This window comes from Chakrabartyella piscis (genome assembly GCA_030067835.1).
GTDB classification, from domain to species: domain Bacteria; phylum Bacillota; class Clostridia; order Lachnospirales; family Anaerotignaceae; genus Chakrabartyella; species Chakrabartyella piscis.
Genome location: CP092441.1, coordinates 1,280,460 through 1,303,369, shown reverse-complemented (window position 1 = coordinate 1,303,369; position 22,910 = coordinate 1,280,460). Strand labels below are relative to the sequence as shown.

General features: G+C 37.6%; 26 protein-coding genes. All 26 read right to left on the bottom strand.

The window, feature by feature from the left end; genetic code table 11:
• Positions 1–58: 58 nt before the first annotated feature.
• Positions 59–421, bottom strand: a complete 363-nt coding sequence (locus MJY40_RS05825) for a heavy-metal-associated domain-containing protein (protein WP_317856066.1) — start codon at positions 419–421, stop codon at positions 59–61.
• Between the two features lie 54 nt (positions 422–475).
• Positions 476–1,057, bottom strand: a complete 582-nt coding sequence (locus MJY40_RS05820) for a TetR/AcrR family transcriptional regulator (RefSeq protein WP_317856065.1) — start codon at positions 1,055–1,057, stop codon at positions 476–478.
• Between the two features lie 230 nt (positions 1,058–1,287).
• Positions 1,288–1,410, bottom strand: a complete 123-nt coding sequence (locus tag MJY40_RS05815; RefSeq protein WP_331488233.1) for a hypothetical protein — start codon at positions 1,408–1,410, stop codon at positions 1,288–1,290.
• A gap of 347 nt (positions 1,411–1,757) precedes the next feature.
• Entirely contained in the window at positions 1,758–2,018 is a 261-nt protein-coding gene (locus MJY40_RS05810; RefSeq protein WP_317856064.1) for a helix-turn-helix domain-containing protein, read from the bottom strand.
• Positions 2,019–2,022: 4 nt separating this feature from the next.
• Positions 2,023–3,810 carry a VirD4-like conjugal transfer protein, CD1115 family gene (locus tag MJY40_RS05805; protein ID WP_331488232.1) on the bottom strand — a complete coding sequence of 596 codons (1,788 nt, stop codon included), beginning with the start codon at positions 3,808–3,810 and terminating at the stop codon, positions 2,023–2,025.
• Between the two features lie 72 nt (positions 3,811–3,882).
• Positions 3,883–4,104, bottom strand: a complete 222-nt coding sequence (locus MJY40_RS05800; protein WP_317856063.1) for a hypothetical protein — start codon at positions 4,102–4,104, stop codon at positions 3,883–3,885.
• Positions 4,085–5,206, bottom strand: a complete 1,122-nt coding sequence (locus MJY40_RS05795) for a zinc ribbon domain-containing protein (protein WP_317856062.1) — start codon at positions 5,204–5,206, stop codon at positions 4,085–4,087. The genes MJY40_RS05800 and MJY40_RS05795 overlap by 20 nt, the downstream gene beginning before the upstream one ends.
• Positions 5,207–5,390: 184 nt before the next feature.
• Positions 5,391–6,812, bottom strand: a complete 1,422-nt coding sequence (locus tag MJY40_RS05790; RefSeq protein ID WP_317856061.1) for a DUF3991 and toprim domain-containing protein — start codon at positions 6,810–6,812, stop codon at positions 5,391–5,393.
• A gap of 10 nt (positions 6,813–6,822) precedes the next feature.
• Positions 6,823–7,938: a MobP3 family relaxase gene (gene mobP3 / locus MJY40_RS05785; RefSeq protein WP_317856060.1), complete on the bottom strand. Its 1,116-nt coding sequence runs from the start codon at positions 7,936–7,938 to the stop codon at positions 6,823–6,825.
• Positions 7,926–8,345, bottom strand: a complete 420-nt coding sequence (locus MJY40_RS05780; protein WP_317856059.1) for a hypothetical protein — start codon at positions 8,343–8,345, stop codon at positions 7,926–7,928. Before MJY40_RS05780 ends, mobP3 begins: the two co-directional genes overlap by 13 nt.
• A 471-nt stretch (positions 8,346–8,816) precedes the next feature.
• Positions 8,817–9,830 carry a PDDEXK nuclease domain-containing protein gene (locus MJY40_RS05775; protein WP_317854488.1) on the bottom strand — a complete coding sequence of 338 codons (1,014 nt, stop codon included), beginning with the start codon at positions 9,828–9,830 and terminating at the stop codon, positions 8,817–8,819.
• Between the two features lie 84 nt (positions 9,831–9,914).
• Complete coding sequence (locus tag MJY40_RS05770; RefSeq protein ID WP_317854489.1) at positions 9,915–10,175, bottom strand: DUF6103 family protein; 261 nt, start codon at positions 10,173–10,175, stop codon at positions 9,915–9,917.
• A 7-nt stretch (positions 10,176–10,182) separates the two neighbouring features.
• Positions 10,183–10,560 (bottom strand): DUF3846 domain-containing protein, encoded by a 378-nt coding sequence (locus tag MJY40_RS05765; RefSeq protein ID WP_317854490.1) that lies wholly within the window; start codon positions 10,558–10,560, stop codon positions 10,183–10,185.
• An 87-nt stretch (positions 10,561–10,647) separates the two neighbouring features.
• Positions 10,648–11,616 (bottom strand): C40 family peptidase, encoded by a 969-nt coding sequence (locus tag MJY40_RS05760; protein ID WP_317854491.1) that lies wholly within the window; start codon positions 11,614–11,616, stop codon positions 10,648–10,650.
• A complete protein-coding gene (locus MJY40_RS05755) occupies positions 11,616–13,424 on the bottom strand; it encodes a VirB4 family type IV secretion system protein (RefSeq protein ID WP_317854267.1) in 1,809 nt (602 codons plus the stop codon). The genes MJY40_RS05760 and MJY40_RS05755 overlap by 1 nt, the downstream gene beginning before the upstream one ends.
• A gap of 30 nt (positions 13,425–13,454) precedes the next feature.
• A complete protein-coding gene (locus MJY40_RS05750; RefSeq protein ID WP_317854268.1) occupies positions 13,455–14,027 on the bottom strand; it encodes a hypothetical protein in 573 nt (190 codons plus the stop codon).
• Positions 14,028–14,030: 3 nt separating this feature from the next.
• Positions 14,031–14,291 carry a hypothetical protein gene (locus tag MJY40_RS05745; RefSeq protein ID WP_317854269.1) on the bottom strand — a complete coding sequence of 87 codons (261 nt, stop codon included), beginning with the start codon at positions 14,289–14,291 and terminating at the stop codon, positions 14,031–14,033.
• A 13-nt stretch (positions 14,292–14,304) separates the two neighbouring features.
• Positions 14,305–15,144, bottom strand: a complete 840-nt coding sequence (locus MJY40_RS05740) for a conjugal transfer protein TrbL family protein (protein WP_317856419.1) — start codon at positions 15,142–15,144, stop codon at positions 14,305–14,307.
• On the bottom strand, positions 15,131–16,915 hold the full coding sequence (locus MJY40_RS05735; RefSeq protein WP_416387497.1) for a DNA cytosine methyltransferase: 1,785 nt from the start codon (positions 16,913–16,915) through the stop codon (positions 15,131–15,133). Before MJY40_RS05735 ends, MJY40_RS05740 begins: the two co-directional genes overlap by 14 nt.
• A 93-nt stretch (positions 16,916–17,008) precedes the next feature.
• Complete coding sequence (locus MJY40_RS05730) at positions 17,009–17,305, bottom strand: 4-oxalocrotonate tautomerase (protein ID WP_317854493.1); 297 nt, start codon at positions 17,303–17,305, stop codon at positions 17,009–17,011.
• A gap of 718 nt (positions 17,306–18,023) precedes the next feature.
• Complete coding sequence (locus MJY40_RS05725) at positions 18,024–18,743, bottom strand: GntR family transcriptional regulator (RefSeq protein WP_317854494.1); 720 nt, start codon at positions 18,741–18,743, stop codon at positions 18,024–18,026.
• Between the two features lie 35 nt (positions 18,744–18,778).
• Positions 18,779–19,651, bottom strand: coding sequence for an ROK family protein (locus MJY40_RS05720; RefSeq protein WP_317854495.1), 873 nt, complete (start codon positions 19,649–19,651; stop codon positions 18,779–18,781).
• Positions 19,652–19,849: 198 nt separating this feature from the next.
• Positions 19,850–20,788, bottom strand: a complete 939-nt coding sequence (locus MJY40_RS05715; RefSeq protein WP_317854496.1) for a type I phosphomannose isomerase catalytic subunit — start codon at positions 20,786–20,788, stop codon at positions 19,850–19,852.
• Between the two features lie 145 nt (positions 20,789–20,933).
• Positions 20,934–21,245, bottom strand: coding sequence for a PTS sugar transporter subunit IIA (locus MJY40_RS05710; RefSeq protein ID WP_317854497.1), 312 nt, complete (start codon positions 21,243–21,245; stop codon positions 20,934–20,936).
• A 4-nt stretch (positions 21,246–21,249) separates the two neighbouring features.
• The gene (locus MJY40_RS05705) at positions 21,250–21,552 is read right to left on the bottom strand and encodes a PTS sugar transporter subunit IIB (protein ID WP_317854498.1); all 303 of its coding nucleotides are present in this window, start codon (positions 21,550–21,552) and stop codon (positions 21,250–21,252) included.
• A 34-nt stretch (positions 21,553–21,586) separates the two neighbouring features.
• On the bottom strand, positions 21,587–22,891 hold the full coding sequence (locus MJY40_RS05700; protein ID WP_317854499.1) for a PTS sugar transporter subunit IIC: 1,305 nt from the start codon (positions 22,889–22,891) through the stop codon (positions 21,587–21,589).
• Between the last annotated feature and the right edge of the window lie 19 nt (positions 22,892–22,910).

Here is a 22,910-nt window from a genome sequence, read left to right as displayed (position 1 = left end):
CAACGGAAATATGCACTACAACCATTGATGCTTGTTCTCCAACATTCAACTAAATAAATCAGTTGCTTTCTATCTTACTCACCGCAAAACCTTTACTTTCAATGGCTTCTGTAATTTCTCCATCTGCCACTTCACGTTCAAAAGAAACAATGGCTATTTTCTTGCCCAAATCCACCTTACCAGACACACCTTCCAATCCATTGAGTGCTTTGGTGACAGAATTTTTGCAGTTATCGCAGTGCATTCCTTCTATATATACTGTTTTGGTACCAATGCTATGTTTCAATTTTTTGCTTTTGATTTTCTCCTTTGTGCAACCACAACAAGTTTTTCTACCACTCATTTGCAACCACAATCTATACCCACCAAAAGCAACTGCAATTACAACAATAACCATAATCATCATATCTGTTGGATTCATAAAACCCCTCCATTTCAATTAGTATTCACTAACTCCACCGATAAAATAAAAGGCTTATAAGCCAAATATTTTATTCCAACCACAAATGAAAAATTCATAGATTTGATTCACCTGTTTCAGTGCATCTTCCTTTTCCAAATCATGTCTTACAATTTCAAAAAGCGCATAGCAATGAGCGCTGATGAGCATATGTACAATTTGTGGCGACACATCTGCACAAGGATAGCCTTTTTTCCTGAGCATTTCCAAAACCTCTAGAGTTTCCTTTTCTTCCACCGCAACCACTTGGTCAATGAAATTTTCATAACTACTTCCATTGGAGCAATTGATGAGCAATGCAAAACTCTCTTTGTTTGCATAAATCAAATCGACAATTTTTGTGGTGGAACTCTCTGTACTAGACCACATTTCCCATGCACCATCCGAATGTATATGAGAAATCCCTTTTTTATTTCCTTCCTCATTGGCTTCCATAAAACTTGTAATAACAGGTTCCACCAAAGCACCAAAAAGTGCGTTTTTATTGGGATACCTAGCATAAAGGGAGCCTGTGGTCACATTTGCATTTTTCGCAATGATTCGCATACTTGCCTTTTCAAAGCCTTTTTCAGAAAATTCTTTCGTTGCACTGAGCAAAATATCTTTTGTTACTTCATTACCATTCTTGATTGCAATCCCCCCTTATAACAGCATTATATAACACTGTTATTTTATTCCAATATCCACTTGTTGTCAATAGCTTTCCACAGAATTTCAACCCAAACCCTTGATACAAAAAATATACATTTCTTATCTGGAAACCAAAAAGACATTCCGTCAGAAACAAAATGCCTTTTTGGTATTGAAACAAGAAACCACTCTATCTTTTACATAAACAACAACAGACTCACCGCCATTATTCCCATACCAGAAATCAATCCCCACATGGCAACGTGATGTTCGCCATATTCCTTTGCCGCTAGAAGCAGTTCATCCAAGCATTCCATCATTCCTAAGGTTCTTGATGCAATAAAATATTTGTTTGGTGAAGAACGCACAATGATCACATCAATTCCGCTTTCAATAATAATAGTGATCTCTGAATTGATTCATTATCCTATGTGCTGTAAAACCTTCTGTTGCCAAATACACCTTGATTTGTTTTGTAGAAATAGGATGCTTCTCATCTGAATTTTCATATAAAAATTTTAGAAGATATAGTATTGTATGTTTTGCTATTATACATTCCCTTTTTCTGTAACAAAAATTACAGTGATAACTTCTTGGTGCGACTTGATGACACCACCCATATGCCACCAAATGAGTAGACTACCCCCATTTTACCCCTCATCATTTTTCACTTCACAATCCAATACAAGCAACTACTTCTTCCACCATTCTCACGAAACCTATCCTCTTTTTGGAGATGTCCGGACTTCTCCAAATCCTTGATGGCTCGTTGCACGGTTCTAACGGAAATGCTCAAATCCTTTGCAATTCGTTTTTGTGATGGAAAGCTATGCCCTTCTGCATCAGCTCGGTCACACAGATATAAATATACTTGCTTGGCTCGATTGCTCAACTCCACTTCCTCATAAATTTTTCTATCATTTCTCAATGCATCACCTCCTAACTTTCACAGATTTATCCATTGTACTCTCGCCATCCACCTTAGGGTTTTCGGTTTTCATAACACCATGCCCTTTACACATTTCTGCAATTCCACCAAATATAATTCGTTGACGAATCTCTTTTTCATTGGCATACACAACCTTTCGCACCACAGGTTCTGGTGGTGTATAAACTTGATTCAACGTAATTCCCCATTCAAAAAATAGTTTCAATGTCAATTTCATGGGATTGATTCCTGTGCGTGTTACGATAAACGTGTCCTTTGGCATGGCTTTGATTTCATCAGGTGACATAAGTGGTCGCCCAACCATCTGATAGGATTTCGAATGTTCTTTCCCCTTTGAAGCACTTCCTGATAAAACAGTTCGTTCACCCAGATTTTTAGACAACACATTTGCTGTTTCGGAATTGGGAGCAAACCCACCATATAAACCAATTTGACAGTTATCCATAATGATTTCGCCACCCTCTTTGCCATAATTTTTCGTCAGCTGTGCAAGGGATTGGATGATTGGAACAAAGGAAATTCGTCTTGATCTAGAAGCCGAAAACATCATTTCCGCAGATTCAATTTTTGGTAAAGTGCCGAATTCGTCTAAAAAGAAAATGGTTCGATTGGGTAGCTTGCCACCCATCTCGTCGGCTATGGTCAGCATCTCACGATAGAGCTGTTGCACAATCAAAGAAACGAGGAAAAACTTCGTATTATCTTCCTCGGGAAGTATCAAAAACAATGCAGATTTTTCTTTTACAAATTTTTCTGTATCTACTTTTGACTCAAAACAAAGCAACTGTTCCACTTCCGAATCTAAGAAAGCATTCAGCTTTGACAAGGCTGTAGACATAACCGCTGCCATCCCTTGATCCGACGTATTCAGCGCTGCACCACTCAGCCATCTTGCTTTATGGTCATCTGGTAATTTATCCATCAATGTTTTGAATTTCGATTGTTCGTTTTTTTCAACTGCAAGCAAATCTTGAATCATTTTAAACACAGAAACAATATGCCTTTGTTCCCCCTCAATTTCGAATTTCATTGGCGAGCAAAATTCTGCTATCACCAAAATCACAGCTGTTACAAGTCCCTCTGCAGAATCATAGAAATACGCGTTTTGCCCTGCTCCACCTTCCAATCCATTTTGCACAATGGTTTTTGCAATAATCTTTGCATACTTTTCTGCTTTCGCCTTTGCCACTAGCGAGCCTGTCTGTAAGAAGTTGTCCATATATTCATTGACTAGATTGAGCATATTGAAGCCATCTGATTGTGTTGGATTACGCAAATCCAATACCGAAATGTCATAGCCATACGATTTTGCAATCGGACCATAAGAACGAAGCACGTCCCCCTTTGTATCTGTCACAAGGAAGCTCATTCCTGCTGCACAACAATATTCCAAATTAGGATAGAGGAACTTTGCTGTTTTCCCAACACCTGCAGCACCAATCATCAACGCATGAACATCTCCATCGTCTACAATGGCTGTCATCTTGTGTTTTGACTTCTTGCAGCCGATAATCAAGCCTTGTGGTAAATCTTTTGGTGGATGCTTTCTCCATTTTTCAGGTGTGAAGTCCACATACTGAAACTGTTTTTGCATTTCTTTTTCCGTTGCAAAACGAGCAGTGCCATACTGACCATCCCCAACTGTTTTGCTTTTGATATTCAATGAATTTTTCTGTTCCAATAAAAAAACCACTATCATAAATAGGATAAAGACAACTCCTAGAATGATAAGTGGTAAAAGATTTGATGTTTTGATTTGGCTCACCTCCATTAAAAAACCTCCCAAAAAGGGAGGCAGTGATTGATACTATTCTGTTTTTTGGTAGAAACTCTCTCTTCAATTTTACTTCTTTATAAATTTAGTAATATGTTTTGCTCCTGGAACAACCGCTACAACCGCTAGGGCTAATGTTCCAACAGTGGCCGCACCCTCTCTAAATTTTTTTGCGCTTTCTCTACGGCATTGATCGCAAGAATTAATTTTACTATTACTAGGTAATTCACAACCACATTTTTTGCAATATTTCACTTCACTATTTTTATTTTTAATTTTTTTCTTCTTCATCTGTCCCACCTATTAAAAAGTTTTGAATTCCTACACCTATTTGTTTTGTTGAATCAAATTCTGTGATCCTTCTTGCTATATGAGAAAACTCATCAACTACTTTTATTTGCTTAGTAACTAAATTGCCATTTAGCATTAACAATATATCTCTATTGTCAATTTTATTGAATATAATAAAATCTCTAAATTGAATAAGACATTCTTTTGCAGCTTCATATTCATCAAGCATAGCATATCCTTCACACTCATTCTGTACTGCATTGGTAATAGAAATAAGAGCTTGAAAACTATCAACCGCCTTTACATCAATATCCCTCTGCCCTTTAAAATCAATAATCAATTTCCCAAAGGATTTTTGAGAATGTTCTTCAATATACTGAATATTTTGTGTAAAATTCTTCATCAATATTCGCTTTGCGTCTGTTGCCGAACTAATTACATTTAGTAAAGCAATTTCTCTTAATTTAGAATTTTTTATTCTCCTAGCTTGCAATAATTTATCTCTTGCACTTTCTGCCATTGCAATTCTATCGTTTTGCAGTTCGACATGAATTTCTCGAATTGCATCACCTACATATTCTATTTCATCTAATATCTGAGCCATTGTTGCATGAGTATTTAGATGATTTAGTGATGTAGCAAGCTCTGGAGTTATTTCAATTTCCTCTAAACGAACTTGCTTAACAATCCCTGTTGCATCTCTAATAGTTGGCAATATCTCACCATTTTTGTCAACTGATAAACGATATATTCCTTTTTCAATCATTTCTTTTATATAGCTATCCATATTAGCTACTAATATTGTTTCTTTATCCGCCATAGATTGAATTGTATTTGCTAATGATGGGAAAGACTTCTGTATAATATTGAAATCCCCAAAGTAACCAATCAATTTTTTATTATCTTCATTAGATATAATAGATAAATTATTTTTATTCGGCTTCCATTCAACAATATCATATTGAAAACTTGGTATATATTCGTATCTGTCTTGCGTACTAATAGGCAAATTGCAATCAGCACTTGTGTATCCACAATGCGGGCAAGTTTTCGCTTTATCTGAAATTTTACTTCCACATTCGGGACAAAGTATTAAGCTCATTCCTACACCTACTTTCTGTCAAATGATAATTTTACAACCTAGCTAGATTTTATGTTTGAATTGTAATCAAGTGTTTAATATAAAAAATTTCCCTTATTAAGATACAACACCTGAATTCAAAACACTTATTTCGTGATTCCGCTTTTTATTTCTACTACAATCTTACCATCTTAAAAACTTATTTTCAACTCAAATTACAATCCCCACTTTTCATTCTTTTCAGCTTTTCCAATCGTTCCATCTCTTTTGGATATTCCAAATCAAAATAAATCTTCAACCGAATTTCCAAATCCACCATCGCCAACCATTTCTCCACATTGCACATACCCATTGTTTGAAACTCTTGCCACAATTCTTCTCCCAAAGCACTAATTGCCACCAATCTTTTTCGAAGTTTGTTTTTATCCGTATAAGGTTTATATTTTGCTATCAATTCTTGCAATACCATTTCGTATGTTTTTTCTGCATCGCATAAACAAATGGCAGTGATACTCAAATCAATCAACCACACAATGGATTGATTTCTTTTTTTATCATCATCCACATTTTCCTCAAGCTTTTTCACTTCACTGCATACACCTCGAACCAAAAACCGCAATCCGTGTTTCTCGACATACTCATCTCGAAAGGTATTGTATTCCGATGGACGATGACGCATGGCTATCATTTTTTCAGCAACTTTTTTGTACTGTTCTATCTTTGGATGTGGAACCGCTAATTTGGGTATTTCCCCATGTAGTTCCTTTAAATCCTCATTCCAATCTTTATTTTTGGACAACAGCCGATTAACCACATACCCTTTTTCAGACAGCATATCATAAAATTTATCATAGGTTTCGATACCAGCCACATCATGGTCAATACAAATATGAATGTGCTTGATGTTTTTCTGTTCTTTCAAAAATCTAAGCATTGCCTTTTGAGATAAGCCATCCAGTGACAAGTAGCTATTGCCTTTTTCTAAATCTTCTTTCAGTGTCATAAAGGACAGCATATCCACCCCACTTTCAAACACATACAGCTGTTCATTGTTTCCACGATGGCAAAATCCATAATTCATATCAGAACCTTTTACAGTTGAACGAAAGGAATTGTATGGACTTTTCATACTTGCCGACTTGGGTATTCCATTTGGATTCGTGCCAACAAAAACAATGTTGTTGAATTGAAAGCCTTGATAAATCTTTCCTTTGGAAACAAAAAAGTCCACGAATTCTTGGCGAATATATCGTTTGCCCACCAAGTATTCATAGACTTTATAATTGTATTTTGATTTTTCTGGAAGGATAAATGCTGGCTTGGATTTTGCATGGTATGGCACTTCCATTTGCAAAGTGGTATTGTCCAACAACTCTGCCATTGCCCCTTTGAAATCCAAACCATAAAATTCTTCCAAGAATGAAATGGTATAGCCACCCTTTTGATTTTTGTGATCATACCAACGATTATTTTTGATGCACACGCTATCGTGTTCTCCTTGTGAGTCACGATAAATCCAACGGAACTCATTTCCAGATTGTTTCAACTCTTCGCCATGACACATAAGATATTCTTCTAGGGAAACGCTGTTTGCTTTTTCAATTTGCTCCTTCGTAAATTTTGCCATAGAACTCCTTTCACAATTTCAACCCTTGATCTCGTTTTTTCTCAATCATTTTTTGGAACAACTTACTTTCCACTTTCAGCTTGTCTGTTTCTTGTTCGTTGGCAACGGATTTCCTGAATATTTTGGAAAGATGCTTCACAAGGTTTACAGAAATATTTTCCATTTGTTGCTTTTGGATTTCTATATGATTCAAGGATAAAACTTGTTGTATGATGTTGTTTTTGATGGATTGAAATTCTTTTTGTTCCGATAATTTGGGATAGATATATTCCTTGTCCGAATACAATTCATACACTTGATTTTGCATCTCTTGCCATAACAAATATGCCTCTTGCACCGATGGTTCTTTCTCCAACTCATCCACGATTGCATCTACCAATTTTTTTGTATCTTTTGGAAGATAGCCATATACTTTTTTACCCTTTGTTTGATTGAGTTGTCCTCGCAATTCCAAAACCAATTTTTGTATTTCTTCATTTTGTATCGGATGTTTTCCCATTTCAGCAAAGGCTTTTTTGCATTCTTCTTTCAGCTCTTTTCTTCGTTCCGTCTTTGCAAAATACACATCTTGCAAGTGGTCCTTAAATATCAATTTCGATAAATCTGATTTGCAGTTTGCAATACCTTGTTTGGTGACGTACCCTTTCTTTGGATTTTTGGAATAGCAAATCAAATGCACATGAGGATGTTGTTCGTGATCGTGGTAGGCTGCATACCAACAAAAATCTTCAATAGGGATTTTCATATTTCCCGCAAGCTTGGGTGCATATTGTTCCAAGGTGTTTTTCCATTTTTCCAAATGATTGAATCCGGTTTGTTCAGCATCTTCACGTTTTAGGGAAATGATTGGTGTCCAGACATTCCCCTCGTGATTTGCAACTTCTTCTGCAACTTTTCGCAAAGAAATTTCTGCATTTCCTGAAGTAAACAAACCATGCTCCGCAACCTTTTCAACACCTTTTCGCTTAGAAATATAGCCAACATAGTTTTCTTTCTTGTCATGTAAAAATGTATCGGCAACTAGATTTTTTACAACACCATCTCTCGTTGCCATATACTTCACAGTATTTTTCTTATGGGTTACACCACCTTTGAGATATGGAAATTTCAAAATCAGCTTTGCCATCCATCATCACCTCTCTGATAAGCAATTGCATCTTCAAATTTGATTTTTCCATATGTCTTTTTCACCTCTTGCATACATCGTTCTCGTATTTTTTTGATGTCAGATTCATCCACATTGATACTTGCAGCCAATAGATTCATCATAATATTCATTTCCACTGCTAAGCGAAATAAATTTCCCGAGTGTTTGTTTTCTGATTCTTTAATTGCGGCTTGCATTGAAGATACTAAAATTTTTGATAGGTATTCCGCAGATTCAGTGCTTGTTAAATATCCATGATAAAATTTCACAGCCTTTTCTATAAATTCACTGCGACTTTTGCAGTTATCGGATTCATACACCTTGTCGATTGCCTCAAATGTTTTAGGACTCATCCACACTGCCATTCTTCTTTTATTTTCGTCCATAATGACCTCCATTTCTCTTTGACCACCTTGCCGACCACCTAGAAAAGCCTTTGAATTGGGCATCCCTTTGGTTTACGACCACTTCTGTGGAATTATTGTTGATTTACGACCACCTATATATTTTCAGAAAACGTCGGCACTGCCGTCGTTTGTGGGACAGGAGGAGGATTTCCGACCACCTCCTTTTATCCTGCAACTCTTAAAAAGACCTAAAAACTCTCCAAAAGCTCTGGTTCTGCAACCATAAGAACCACCCCAGCTTTCTTTTCTCCCTTCGTCCCCATTCGCCCAAATTTCGGATTATATCTCTCATTGGGGCAGTTGCTCCATTTGGGAAACAAAATGGCTGACAGTGGCTACAGTGGGGGCACATCGCCTAGTTTCAGCTATCACTGCCATTTTACGCAAACAAAAAAGCAACCTCTGCAAAAGGTTACTTTTGATTGTCAAATTTTATTTTTTGATTCACACTCACTCTTTATCGTCGCTTTGTATCACTTCTGATGTTTCTGCTATTTGCATAAATTCATGCAATTTTTGTTTCAGCAAATTTTTGTCAATTAGTTGTGTAGTATACTCAGATACCAATGTTGGAGACAAACTTCTTGATAAAGCAAATTCAACCACTTCGTCATCTTTACTGGCACACAGAATAATACCTACACTTGGATTTTCATTTTCTTTCTTTACTTCTCTATCCAATGCTTCAAGATAAAAGTTTATCTTTCCAACATACTCTGGTTTGAATGCTCCAATCTTCAACTCGAATGCAACCAAGCAAGCAAGTCCTCTATGATAAAATAATAGGTCAATATAATAATCATGCCCACCAACCTGCACTCGATATTCCTCTCCAATGAAGGTGAAGTCTTTACCAAGTTCCAGCACAAACTTCTTGATATTGGCAGTGATTGCTTTTTGGAAATCGCTTTCAGAGAACTTATCAGGCAGATCCAAAAACTCCAAAACATAGTTGTCTAAAAAATTATTTTTTATACTTTCTGGCAATTGAATTGGCTCCAATTTTTCTTTTGAAAGCATATACCTCTCATAGTAAGCACTGTCGAGCTGTCGTTCCAATTCACGTTTGGAATATCTTTCTTTGATACAAAGATTTATATAAAACACTCGTTCTTCTATGGTTTTGGTGGCGGATAAAATCAATATATGATTCGTCCAACTAATTTGTGTCACCAGCGGTGACACAAATTCATTACCTCTATATGCTTCATAAAATTGCTTCATTCGATAAAGTCCACGTCGATTAAAGCCTTTTATACCTGGGCAGTTTTTGCTAATATATTTTGCAAGTTCATCGACATATGCATCGCCCCAATTTTGATTTTCCATCTCAAAAGAAATGTATTTACCAACATTCCAGTAAAGCATAATCAATTCTTCATTGACTTTTCTCAGTGCATTTTCACGAGCAGTGGTGATATATTCTATAACTTGACTAAAATCTTTTGATGTTTCTAAATCCACAATACTCCACCTCTCTATCTTTTTATCTCAGCATGCCAGACATCAAGCAATATCCTAGCATCTTGAGTATATCACATTATATTTTTAAAATCCATCAAACTTTTTGGTACAATCCACCTCTACACCTTCTACCTTTCTCTCTTTCTTCTCCTTATCCTTCGGCTTACTCTCGCTTACAATCCTACTTTCCAAGTACTCCCTCGTCACAGCTGGCACTCTTTTTTGATATAATTCCTCGATGACAGTTTCCAATTCTTTCTCTAGCTTTTCTTCTTTCTTCTGCAAATAGAACACCAACGCATCCAGTTTGTCTTTTTCAAACTCCACTGCAATCTTTTTCTTCATGTAAACATCACATCCAATCTAGGTCTTTGGGATTGAAACCATAGATCTCCACCCTTGGTTCTAGTTGCTTTTCTTGCATGGTAAATGTGGGGATTTCTAAAAACATCTCCTTATATTTTTCGATATTTTCTTCTGACAATGATACAAATTCCTCGCCATCGTCACCACAAACAAAGAATGGTCCACAGATGATATCCACATCTCCAAGCCAACGATTGGGTTCCATGCCATTGATTTTGCCTTCTTCATTGACGATAATTAAGTTGCCATCGTCCATATAGATGGGTTCGATTAAGCCTTCTACTTCATTTTGCAATAACTTCAAATCTGATTCAATTTCTTTCATATATGGTTCTTTGCCCACTTCTACTTTTAAAATTTTCATATTGTTTCCTCCTAGTTCCACTTGATTTTCAATGTACTTTTGACTCTAACTTTTCACCATTCACTTTTCATTTTTCACTCCATGAGTTTATCTCATGGCCAATCTTCCATAGCCATAAAAATGTTGTTTCCAATAAGAATTGCTCAAACTTTCATATCCAATGGGATCGCCACAATGCAACATCTGGTTGTCACCAACATAAATACCAACGTGAGTTACATCAGTTGTTGATGTATATGTGTCTGTGAAAAATACCAAATCCCCTGGTTGCAAATCCTCTTTTGCAACACTTGTGCATTGGTTGTAAATCCCTTGTGCTGTTGTTCTGGATAGTTGATATACGCCAGATTGGGTGTAACTCCAACAAATAAAGCCTGAACAATCGAATCCTGTTGATGGATAGCTACCGCCCCAAACATAAGCCATACCGATATATTTTGTTGCTTCGCTCATCAATGCAGCAAAGGTTTCATCATCAAAGGCTTCACTGGGAATGCCATTGAAGTTCGATGTTGCTACATAGCCATACTTTATAAAAAGATACAATTCCTTTTGGTCATTTGCCAAATCTTCTGTAAACTCCATATTCAGCAATGTTTCCAATTCATTCTGTATCTCCAAATCCGTTTCGTTCTCCACAAAAACCCCTATAAATTCTTGATAGAATGTATCTGCAAACTCCAAATTTTCTTTGCCAAAATACAAAACATAAAAATAAGACTTGATTTGTAACTCATCAAGTCCTTCCGTATTTTCCTCTGCATTCCCCTCTATCCATTCCTCTATCACTTCATCTAAAATCAAAAATTGTGCTTGCATTTCTTCGATATATACAACGTGTTCTTCTGGAAAATCCTCTGGTATTTCCTCTTGTTGGAACACAATTCTTGCTACCTCACGGCTATAGTTTGCTTCTGTATTGACCATAGAAACCAATAAAAGCAGTGGCAATAACAGGCAAATGATAGCACCAACCACAAAGGAAAGCACCCCATTTCTTAATCGTTCATCGGTCAAAGCTGTTGCAATGGCTTTTTTGAGAAGTGCCACTTTCATCAGCGACCACCTGCAGTTCCAAACAATCTTTCTTTATATTTCTGACACTTCACCACCAAATGGTATACGTCTGCACCATGTCGAAACACGCAAACACCTCTTGCTGGATAGCCAATCAAGTCATACAAACATTCTTCCAGTTGCAACATTTCCATATATTCTTTCTTGGAAATATTCCCTGGAAAGAATAAAAATTGATGCGTTGGGATAGCAAAAAGTGGTTTTGTCATTTCTTTGATATTTGGCTGGTTAAAGTCCTCCACATTTTGACTTGCGATAATCACAGCACTTTCCTTTTTTCGCACACGTTTCATTGCATTTCTGATATATTCAATGGCTGTTACATTTGACAAAAAGAGATATAACTCATCTAAAAATGCTGCTGTATTCCCTTTGGATAGCAGTGCATCTGACATATAAGAAAGCACATTGAACAGCATAACATTGCGAATACTTTCGTCAGCTTCAAGGATTCCTTTCACCCCAAATGTAATGAATTTATGATTTTTGATATTGGTATGTCCATCAAAAAACTTGCTATCTGCACCAATACTAATGGATTTGATTTTCAAGCACAGGTTTCGCAAGGTTTCTTTTGTGTAGATATTTCCTCGGTCATTCTGGTAGATATTCAACTTCCCTTCTGCCAGTTTGTATAAATCTGAAAGAATGGGAAAGTCATTGCCACTCAAATTTCCAAGTAATCTATCCTCATTGATACCAAAATTATCATACAATTCTTCCAACAAAATTTCCAAAACATCAATTTCTGCTGTGGTGAACTCCTTATAAGAACGGAAAAAGTCACGCAAAAATGAAATATGACGAGGCAAAATGTTTTCACCATCATCCCAAGCCTTTGGTTCAAGTACGTTGATGATAAATTCTCCACTGGTCAAATCCAAGTATTGCCCATCCAGATTTTCTGTCAAATCCACATATTCCGATTCTGCATCTAGGCAAATGATATCCATACCACTAAGTCGCATATTGGTCATCAAAATCTTCATCAGATAGGATTTCCCTTGTCCTGAATTTCCCAAAATCAACACATTTGCATTGGTTTTGTCCTCACTTCGTTTCTGAAAATCTATGAATAAATTTGAACCATACTTATCGTTTCCAATGTAAAAACCCTTTTCATCTGCCTTACCTGAATAGTTGAATGGATAGGTATTTGCCACACTGGTTGCTGGCAACACACGTTCATACTGTTCACGAAAGTCGTTGTGTCCACATGGTTTCACCGATTGAAAACCTTCTTGTTGTCGCAAAAAAAGCTTGTCACAGGAAAGTTTGGAACGTGTCAGTTCTGCTTCTACATCGGATTGCATCTCTTTCAACTTTTCAAGTGATGGTGCTGAAATTTCAATATATACCGCACAATGAATCAAAGGTTCACGATCCCTGTGCAGCTGCGCAATGAGATTGGATACACTTTGGAGATTGCTTTCTGCCACAACAGTGCTTTGCATATCCCCTGTAGAACGTTCCAGTTGATTTTTGTTGGCTGCATTTTGAATGATTTTTCGTTCTTCAGCTGATGTGACGTGCCTTGTGTAAATATGAATCGTTACACCTGAACGCTCGCCCAAATGTTGCAAAATGGCTTGTTCATTGGTTTCCGACGGATAATGGCTGATTGCCCAAACAGAACGAAAACTGCTACCACAAATATAATAATCGTGATAAAACCGCAACACCGATGGACTACACATATCCAAAAAATCTTTGACCTTAGCTTCTTCTTTTTCTCTTTCTGTTTTTGGCAACAACAACTTGTTTTTCTTGATTTTACTGATTTTCATAGCATCCCTTCTTTCATATAACACACTTTTTTACAGAATAGTTTCTTTCACATATCGCTCTCCATCTATATCGTCAAAGTACACTTGGGTGATATTTTGAATGAAATAAACCGATAAAATTCGCTTCAAATCCTCTTTCCTTGCCAATCGTCCATTAAAGCCATTGTCTTTCAACAGCTTTTCCACTCTGCCAATTACAGCCAATACTTCTTCTTGGCTATTCTTTGCCCTTGCCACCAACAAGAACTCCCTTGCCGATGCCATTTGCACTTGCACACGATCCAGATAGGTCAATTCCTGTTCCAAAATCTCACGGACTCTTGAACTTTTTTCTTCTGAAATGCGTTGTTTGTAAAAATGTTTGTTGCTATCAAAGTTTTCTCTGGAATTGATACATGCCATCTCCAAGCCATCTAAAGATTTCAAAATTGCAGTTAGATTTCGTATCTTTGTATGCACTGCTCCTTCTGAAAGCACTGCAAGGTTATCTGGTTGCAAAATAAAAAACACCAAAGTTTCATCCTCTAGTGTTTCAATGCTCGTTTCATTTATATTGGCTATCCCCACCATATCTCGTGTGGACTTTTCTTTTTTGAACCACATTTCTCAAAACCTCCAATCAAACGTCTGCTGTTCCTTCATAAAAAAGCGAAATGCAAACTTGATATAGTCTGCGATTGTCACTTCATTTTCACTACGAACGGTCAAAAATCCATAGATTGCAACCAGCACCAATGGCAACATCACGTCTATCACTGCCAAAATCACAGCGGATAAAATCGCACCAATGAGCAGTATGGTAATGTCTTTCAATGACCACAGTGCGAACTTGGACTTTTCTTTTAAATTACTTGGGTAAATGTACATTTGCTTCATCTCCTTATTTTTTAATCAATCTAGTGACCGCCTGTGTAGAATACATCACACTCATCATATTCACATTCATGCTGGTATCTAAGCCAAAGTTATTGGCAATTCGTGGCACTTCCGTTGCCGATAGCATAACTCCAATTCCCAACAACATATTTGCATTAAAGGTCACAAGTCCAGCAATTAAAATGATGGTTTGTAGGAATGCGGTCATGCAAAGAGCAATCACTTGTTTGCACCAATTGACAAAGCCATCGCCATATCCTCGTGGCACAGAAAACATATATAAACTGCCTACCCCCATCAAAATAATGAGTATGCCACCACGTTTTAAGTTTGCGAAAAACACCTTGACCACAGCATAGCCAATCATAAATGCCAAGACAATCTGTATGAATATCCCACCCGTAATCAGTTGAAATGAGCCTGCAACCAATTCACCAATGGCACCATAATCATCTGGTGATGAAGTCAAACTGGTCAAGCCATAAATCAGTTTCCCAGAAAGATTCACCGAAAAGGTGTACAGCTCGATTGGAATTATTGTAAATAAGCTAACGGCAAAAAAGCCTTTTAGGATATTGAGTCCCAAGTCTTGTATGGTATTTTTGCCCTTTTGTGCTTCGATTGCCATGTCAAAAACAGCCACCACAATGCCCACAATGAACAAACACCAAGCGAATTGGTAAAAAAATAAGAGCAGACCTTGAATCCAATCCATCTCAAATAATTCTGCACCCATTAAATTCATCATAGTAAAAAACTCACCAAAAAATTCGATAATGCTCCCATAAATCCAATCGCAAAATTGATCTAGAACACCATCCACCGCCAAATCAAACACATATATCACCTCCACCCAGTGCCAACGCAATGCCTTGCATGATGTACTCAGCACAAGGAATTGCAATGCTATTGCCCAGTGCTTTGTATCTTGGGGAATCGGCTGCACCATCAATGTTCGTCCAGTTGTCTGGGAAACCTTGTAATCGTTCACACTCCAAGGGTGTCAATCTACGAACTAAATTTCGGCTGACCGATAAGTTTTCACTTCCACCACCCAAATATCCACCACTGGCACAAAGTGTGCTGATTTCATCACCATATCCACCATAAGAACTTTGTCCAAACACCTGTTGTTGATCTACGATACATTTATTTGCACCCACATATTGGTTGTTTGGACCTTTGTCATCGGTGGCACAAATTGCACCAACCACATCTTGGTATGGCTCTGGTTTGTAAACCGAATGCACATCTGCGGTAGTTAAAGTGTATGCAATATCACTTTGACAACCCAATCCATTGCCACCATTTTTCACATCTCTATTGATGGTGTTGGCTGCAATGCAATAGCTTTCTTGCACAATGGCAAGTCCTCCTTGAGATTTGTTTGGATTGGGATTTGCTGTATCTAAGGTATGAGATGTGTCTGTTTCATTTATGATGGCTTCGATTCCAAAAGCTATTGGTTCTGCAACAAATGGAGTATTATTTCCGCCTGTTCCATAGATGGCAGATATGGTTGGTGCTACATCAAGTGGCCCTGTGTACCTTGCATCCTTTGCATGATTTTCGTACAACTCTTGTTTGATAATCGGCAAATGACCACCCATACTGGCTCGCAAAGTTCCAACCATATCTTTGGTAACATTCATGCATTCACCACCTTGGTCGGACAAACAATACAGTGGTTCTTTCACAAATGTTTGCATCTGTATGTTCTGTGTTGCAAGCAAGGCACCAGACAATCCATCCAAGTCAATCCCCTCATTTCTTTGATTGATGTGGTAACTTTTGAATTCATCATCCACCATTTGTACCTCTGTCACTTGCCCTGATTGAATCAACAGTGCATCTTTCAACTGCTTTGGCAATTCCTTTCCTCTGTTTTCAGCTCTCCTTAAAATCCCCAAGCAAGCTGTCTTGCTCAAATAGTATTTTGGGTTGTTCAATACTTTTGGTAAACCAAAAGTCAAAACCTTCGGTTTTGCTCCGCCTTCTTGCGGATATGTGGAATGTCCTCCAAAATCTGCCACAAGAAACACTCGATTTCTTCTTTGGGGGACACCCCAGTACCCCGCATCCAATACTCGCCAAGCAACGCTGAATTTTCCTCCCAAAATGCACCCAGCAGATTTCCATACCCCTCCCTCAGGTCGAGGTATAAGTATGGTGCTGTCAGCAATTTTGCACGTTTCTTCCAAGACCGCCTTGAAATCTTCGCCACTTTGGGAGGAGAACACGCCCATGACATTTTCCCAGAGCATATATCTTGGTCGAATAAATTCAGCTGCACTTCCTCGTTTTTCATCTGCATCCCTCATTTCTTTTATCACTCTTATTTGTTCCATAAACAATCCTGAACGCTCACCAGCCAAACCCTTTCTGGCTCCTGCAAGGCTTAAATCCTGACAGGGGCTTCCGCCACAAACCAAGTCCACAGGCGGTATTTTTGCTCCATCTAGCTTTGTAATATCCCCCAGATGCAACATATCTGGAAAGCGTATCTTTGTCACTTCCATTGGAAATTTTTCGATTTCTGATGCCCAAATCGGCTTGATTCCATTTCGTATGGCAGCTAAGGGAAAGCCACCAATCCCATCAAATAGTGAACCCATTGTCATTTCTTTTTTGATACCATCACCTTCCTTACAATAAAAAAGGAGAGTTTTCACTCTCCAAGTTGTTTGTCTGATTTAGTTTTCTACTACTCAGTTTGCTACTTCTTCGTCCTCTAAGGCTTCTAAAATCAAGCCGATGATAAAGTCTTTTTGCTTCATTCCTGTTTTCTGCAAGTGGTCTTTGATTCTCTCAAACAGTTCCTCTGGGATTTGCAGTGCTAGTGTTCTGGTGTCTTTTGTCATTGGCTTTGCCTCCTTCATTCGATAAAATTCTTCTAAGATTTCTGTTACATATTGGCTTGTTGTGATACCTTTTTGCTCTCGCTCATCACTGACTTTCTGGTGTAGGTCTATTGGAATTTGAGCACATAAGTTCTTGGTTTCCATTTGGGTTCATCTCCTTTTCTATTTTGTAAACACACAATACTCGAAGTTTGAAGTATAAGCTATACCAATATGTAACAAAAATTAGATGTAGAATAGAATTTTTAAGTTGTATTTCAAAAACTTTTGATTTCCATAAACTTCTTACATTTAGTTCAATACAATCCACTACACATAACTTTTGGAAACTATAATAAACGATAAAACCCTTATGTAGGGAATCTGAGCATTCATTTTAAAATACCATATCCCAATCCACCACACAAAATTCACCTAATCTTAAAACCAACCCACAGCACACTTACCTTTAACTATGCTGTGGGTTTTGTTCTGTCAAATTCCTAAAATATCCCAGAAGATACTTGCATAAAGATAGTGAAATTTTTTCATTCCGTAACTTTTAAATACTTATAACTCCTTTCCAAAGAATCACACCCACCCCATTTTATCCTACGACGATTTTGTCTATCAACTTTATCATCAACTCTCAAGTATTGGCTTTATGACATTGTAGCTTTTGATTAGCTTAACCCTTTAAACATTAAATTTACATCCAGTGTTCTCAAATAAAATAATCTACTACCATGACTAAGTAATATAAAAAACTAGAAATCAAATTCCCTTTCACTTTGCAAAATATATCCATATACAAAAATACCCCTTATCAGAGGACAAGCTGTTTTTAGCTTGTTCTAATAAGAGGTATTTAATCCCACAATATTTATCGAATTGTAATGGTTTTCAATTCAAACTTATCAGATCTATGATGAGATACAGAATATTCAAAAATCCGACCGTCATCCAGATACGCCACTTGTTCAATAGCCAGAATACATACACTGCCATCATCAATTGCCAACCATTCTGTTTCCTTTTCGGTTGGCATCATAGCTTTTGCAATTCGATGACAGCTTCTAATTTTCAACCGCAGTACATTTTCGATATGTGCATAAATGGATTTTTGCACCGTATCCTTGGTTACGCCAGATATCACCTGAATGGGCATATAGGTATATTCTACAACAAAGGGTTCACCATCCACCAGTCGAATTCTACAAACATAATAAGCAAAATCCTCAACGGACATTTTCAAAGCTGCCGCAATTTCCCTTGGCGGATTTACCACAGCAAACTCTATAATTTGAGAAGACACCTTTTGCTCTCCCATATCTTTAGTGAAACCGCTGAATTGTGAAGATTGTAAGAAACCTTTGCGTACTTCTTCTTCCTCGCTAATGCTTTTTACATAACTACCAGAGCCTCGGCGCTTGAAAATCAGCCCCCTGTTTTCCAGCAACTGCATAGCTTCTCGAATTGTAGTTCTACTGGTTTCATATTGATCGCACAGTTCATATTCCTTAGGCAATTTTTCAGAAGTCTTATACACACCATCTTTGATTTTCTTTTGCAAATCTTCCGCAATTTCTTCATATCGAAACATATCCACTCTACCTACTTTTTATCTTTCTGCATACTTCACACAGCAAGTGCCTCCACGCCCAATTGCACAGCTCCCAAAATCCCTTGGTCATCTTGCAAACTTGCCAATACAATAAAATCTTCTATTTTTGCAATTTCTTTTGTTTGAATGTACCCCGCCATTTGACGCTTGAACTCTGCATGAACGAGTGGCAGCAACTGTGTTTGTTTCATAACGCCACCTCCCAAAACAATGCGTTCTGGGGAAAGTATCATAGTATAGCTGACAAGAGCTTGGGCAATATAGTATGCTTCCATTTCCCAAACTTCCATAGTATCACTCAATTCTACAGCCTTTTTTCCCCATCGTTTTTCAATAGCTGGCCCCGCTGCCATACCCTCAAAACAAGTTCCATGATACGGACACCATCCTGTAAATATATCTTTTGGATGTTGTTTCATTTGAATATGTCCTGTTTCTGGATGCAACATCCCATGCAACAAACGTCCTTCTGAAATAACACCAGCGCCAATCCCTGTTCCAATTGTGATATACATACTATTTTGAATCCCTTGTGTAATTCCCCAAGTGGCTTCGCCCAAAGCAGAACCATTGACATCTGTATCAAACCCAACTTTCACACCCAAGGCTTCTTCCAATGTTCCAACTATATTATAATTGACCCACGCAAGTTTTGTTGTTGCTGTAATATATCCATATGTTTCTGATTCCTTGTGGATATCAATGGGACCAAAGCAACCAACGCCCAGAGCCGCAATATCAAACTGTCTGAAATAATCAATAATTTTTGCCATGGTGACTTCTGGTGTTTCTGTTTTGATTTCAATTCTATCTAATATTTCGCCTCGGTCTGTACCAATTGCACAAACCATTTTTGTGCCGCCTGCTTCCAATGCTCCAATTTTCATGCGATGTCTACCAATCCTTTCCTTCAACATCTTAGACCACGCATGTATTTTAATTTGCATTGCAATTTAATCGATATGTCATTACATCTTGTCTATATGTTACACTGTTTTTATAATAAATTCAATACATATCCATAAAAAAAGCAAAAAAAAATACACCCTTACCAGTCGCAAAATGTCAAAACCCTTCATTTTTCCTTATTCTACCGATGCAACAAGTGTCATATTGCCTACAAATTCAGCGATTTCCAGCTCTGTAGTCAAAATAAAATGCTCGCCCTTTTGGATTGACACACCATTGATTTCGCCCTCACCTTCAACCACAGACATCATCATATATGGATATTCCTTTTGGATTGTTGCCTTGCCTTCCACTTGCAGTGCAAACACCTTATAATATGGGCAATCATACAAAAGGTTGAGGGCATTGACTGGTTTTCCGTTTGTATCTATGATACAAGATGCACCTGATACCGCTGGCACCGTAATCACATCAACACTTTTTTCGATATGCAATTCTCTTGGCAAACCATTCTGCAATCGACCATAGTCATACAATCGATATGTAATATCACTATTTTGTTGTGTTTCCAATAAGGTGATACCACCACCAATGGCATGAACCGTTCCCGGATCAATTTGGAAAAAATCACCTTTTTTTACAGGAATCTTCTGCAACAATTCTTCCCATTTATTTTCTGCAATCATATGTTGCAATTCTTCTTTTGTGGTTGCAGTATGCCCCAAAACCAATTCCGCATTTTCCTCGCAATCCAAAACATACCAACATTCTGTTTTGCCCAAAGAACCATTTTCATGTATCTTTGCATAAGTATCATCTGGATGAACTTGTATGCTCAAATTATTTTTTGCATCAATGACTTTAATCAGCAAAGGAAATACATTTTCCGCTGTTTCTTCCGCACTTTTCCCAAATAATTCTGGTCGTTTTCTCCAAAGGCTGCTCAGTGTTTCGCCTTCCATACCCAAAATATTACAGTCTCCATTTTTGTGCGCCGAAACACCCCAACATTCACCAATGTTATCCCCATCCACATTGTAATGAAACTCTTCTCTCAGTTTGGTTCCGCCCCAGATGTAATGTTTTAATACAGGTTCCAAAAAAATCAAATCCATAATGCCCTCCTTTTTGTTGTTTTTGTTGTTTTTATTGTTTTTTCTCCATTTTCTATCTATTTTTTGCCGCAAAAGGCACTAGGGGTATACACCCTAGTGCCTCTCCTTAACGTGTCAATGATTTTTTCAATTTTTTGACTATGTCTTATGCCAATTTTTTATATAGGCTGATGATTTCCTCCGCAAAAACTTTCGCCATTTCTGCATTTGCCATTTGATCTTCTGCATGAATCAACAACAAAGAAGCGAGAACACCATCGCCAGAAGCTTCGTTTGTAATAAGATCCAAATGCACAGTGTGTGCTTCATGGAAGCAATTTTCACCTTCTGTCATTAAGGTTTCTGCACCTGTAAAATCTCCTTCTTTTGCTTTTTGAATGGCTTCGATATAACAAGATTTTGCGCTACCGCTATTTGAAATGATACCAAAACAGATCATTGCCAATTCTTCATCCATATCATCATTCCCCCATTTTTGCCAAAGCAGTTTCCAAAACCTTTTTGCCATTCATTGTACCATAATCACGCATATCAATAGGCAAAACTGGAATGGAGCCAGCAATTTTTTCCACATTTGCTTTTTCATATCTGATTTGTGGTCCAAGCAACACAATATCCACATCGCCCAATCCCATTTTTGCTTCTGTCAAAGGTTTTGCTTCAATGTGAGCTTCCACATTCATTTCCACAGCTGCCTTTTGCATTTTTGCCACCAACATACTTGTGGACATTCCCGCATTACAAACAAGTAAAATATTCTTCATTGCAAATCGCTCCTTTTCTATGTAGTTTTGTCTATTATTCTGCATCTTTACTCATAACATTATCATTGATTTTTACAAATGGCATATAAATCAAAACACCCAATACCAAGATGATTGCTTGCAAAATTACTGCTCTGAAATCACCTGCTGTTGCAAGATATGCACTCAAAAGTGGTGGTGTTGTCCAAGGCACTTGCACAACACAATAACTGATCCAACCAAGGCTTGTTGCTACATAGGAAATGATAATCCCAAGGGCTGGAACAAGGACAAATGGAATTGCCATTGCGATGTTGTAAACGATTGGATAACCGAACAATACAGGTTCATTGATGTTGAATAAGCCAGGTCCCAAAGACATTTTGGAAATACTCTTAGAAGCTGCATTTTTACTAATGAGGAAGGTTGCAATCAACAAGCAGATTGTAGAACCAGAACCACCCATCATACCAAATGTAGGTACCATTGCAACATTGATGATGTTTGGAATTGCTTCGCCAGCAGCATAAGCCGCCATATTTTGTGTCATGTTGATGATCAACAATGGTTCCAAAATGGAGCTATAGATTACAGATTGGTGGATACCGAAAATCCACAACAAGTTCCCCAAGGTATACAAAATTACACAACCCCACAAGCCCGTTGTCACCAAACGCAAAGGTTCTTGAATGAAAGAAGTAATCATAGATACAAGGTTTGTGTCAAATACGTTGAACAACACTGCAGAAATGATTGCGAAAACAGATACAATAATGATAATTGGAATCAAAACATTGAAGGATTTGCCAACTGCTGGTGGCACTTGATCACCAAGGTTGATTTTCAATTTTTCAATGCTGGAAATTTTTACAAACAATTCTGTTGCCAAAAGACCAATGATAACACCAGCAAACATACCGCCTGTACCGATGTTGGAGAAAGAAAGTACACTACCAATTTCTACCGCTGCATCTGCACCGATTGGTGTAGAAAGAATGGTTGCAGGCATCATAACCACAAGTGTTGCCATGGATAAGATTGCTGCTGCCAAAGGATTGTCAAACCCTCTGTTTTGTGCCATATAATACCCAGCCAAAGGTGCAATCAACAAACCACTGATATTCAATGTGCCATTGACGATTGCGTTGCCCCAATATTGCAAAGAAGACAATGTTGCCCCATCAAACAACCAACCCAAAACAGTGTTGTTGATCAAAACTGCAATCCCTGCCAAAATATACAAAGGCATAATGGTTGCAAATGCATCTCTCAATGTTTTTAGGTGGACTTGGTTCCCCAATCTCCCTGCAAGCATTGTAAACTTTTCCACAAACTTAGAATTTTCAAAATCGATTTTCATTTCTTTCCCCTTTCCATGC

What these genes read in the sequence shown, in the direction of transcription:
- MJY40_RS05825 (WP_317856066.1), bottom strand. Translation starts at nt 421, where the DNA reads ATGAATCCAACAGATATGATGATTATGGTTATTGTTGTAATTGCAGTT.
- MJY40_RS05815 (WP_331488233.1), bottom strand. Translation starts at nt 1,410, where the DNA reads ATGATGGAATGCTTGGATGAACTGCTTCTAGCGGCAAAGGAATATGGC.
- MJY40_RS05805 (WP_331488232.1), bottom strand. Translation starts at nt 3,810, where the DNA reads ATGGAGGTGAGCCAAATCAAAACATCAAATCTTTTACCACTTATCATT.
- MJY40_RS05800 (WP_317856063.1), bottom strand. Translation starts at nt 4,104, where the DNA reads ATGAAGAAGAAAAAAATTAAAAATAAAAATAGTGAAGTGAAATATTGC.
- MJY40_RS05795 (WP_317856062.1), bottom strand. Translation starts at nt 5,206, where the DNA reads ATGAGCTTAATACTTTGTCCCGAATGTGGAAGTAAAATTTCAGATAAA.
- MJY40_RS05790 (WP_317856061.1), bottom strand. Translation starts at nt 6,812, where the DNA reads ATGGCAAAATTTACGAAGGAGCAAATTGAAAAAGCAAACAGCGTTTCC.
- mobP3 (WP_317856060.1), bottom strand. Translation starts at nt 7,938, where the DNA reads ATGGCAAAGCTGATTTTGAAATTTCCATATCTCAAAGGTGGTGTAACC.
- MJY40_RS05780 (WP_317856059.1), bottom strand. Translation starts at nt 8,345, where the DNA reads ATGGACGAAAATAAAAGAAGAATGGCAGTGTGGATGAGTCCTAAAACA.
- MJY40_RS05770 (WP_317854489.1), bottom strand. Translation starts at nt 10,175, where the DNA reads ATGAAGAAAAAGATTGCAGTGGAGTTTGAAAAAGACAAACTGGATGCG.
- MJY40_RS05765 (WP_317854490.1), bottom strand. Translation starts at nt 10,560, where the DNA reads ATGAAAATTTTAAAAGTAGAAGTGGGCAAAGAACCATATATGAAAGAA.
- MJY40_RS05760 (WP_317854491.1), bottom strand. Translation starts at nt 11,616, where the DNA reads ATGAAAGTGGCACTTCTCAAAAAAGCCATTGCAACAGCTTTGACCGAT.
- MJY40_RS05755 (WP_317854267.1), bottom strand. Translation starts at nt 13,424, where the DNA reads ATGAAAATCAGTAAAATCAAGAAAAACAAGTTGTTGTTGCCAAAAACA.
- MJY40_RS05750 (WP_317854268.1), bottom strand. Translation starts at nt 14,027, where the DNA reads ATGTGGTTCAAAAAAGAAAAGTCCACACGAGATATGGTGGGGATAGCC.
- MJY40_RS05745 (WP_317854269.1), bottom strand. Translation starts at nt 14,291, where the DNA reads ATGTACATTTACCCAAGTAATTTAAAAGAAAAGTCCAAGTTCGCACTG.
- MJY40_RS05735 (WP_416387497.1), bottom strand. Translation starts at nt 16,915, where the DNA reads ATGGGTTCACTATTTGATGGGATTGGTGGCTTTCCCTTAGCTGCCATA.
- MJY40_RS05730 (WP_317854493.1), bottom strand. Translation starts at nt 17,305, where the DNA reads ATGGAAACCAAGAACTTATGTGCTCAAATTCCAATAGACCTACACCAG.
- MJY40_RS05725 (WP_317854494.1), bottom strand. Translation starts at nt 18,743, where the DNA reads ATGTTTCGATATGAAGAAATTGCGGAAGATTTGCAAAAGAAAATCAAA.
- MJY40_RS05720 (WP_317854495.1), bottom strand. Translation starts at nt 19,651, where the DNA reads ATGAAAATTGGAGCATTGGAAGCAGGCGGCACAAAAATGGTTTGTGCA.
- MJY40_RS05715 (WP_317854496.1), bottom strand. Translation starts at nt 20,788, where the DNA reads ATGGATTTGATTTTTTTGGAACCTGTATTAAAACATTACATCTGGGGC.
- MJY40_RS05710 (WP_317854497.1), bottom strand. Translation starts at nt 21,245, where the DNA reads ATGGATGAAGAATTGGCAATGATCTGTTTTGGTATCATTTCAAATAGC.
- MJY40_RS05705 (WP_317854498.1), bottom strand. Translation starts at nt 21,552, where the DNA reads ATGAAGAATATTTTACTTGTTTGTAATGCGGGAATGTCCACAAGTATG.
- MJY40_RS05700 (WP_317854499.1), bottom strand. Translation starts at nt 22,891, where the DNA reads ATGAAAATCGATTTTGAAAATTCTAAGTTTGTGGAAAAGTTTACAATG.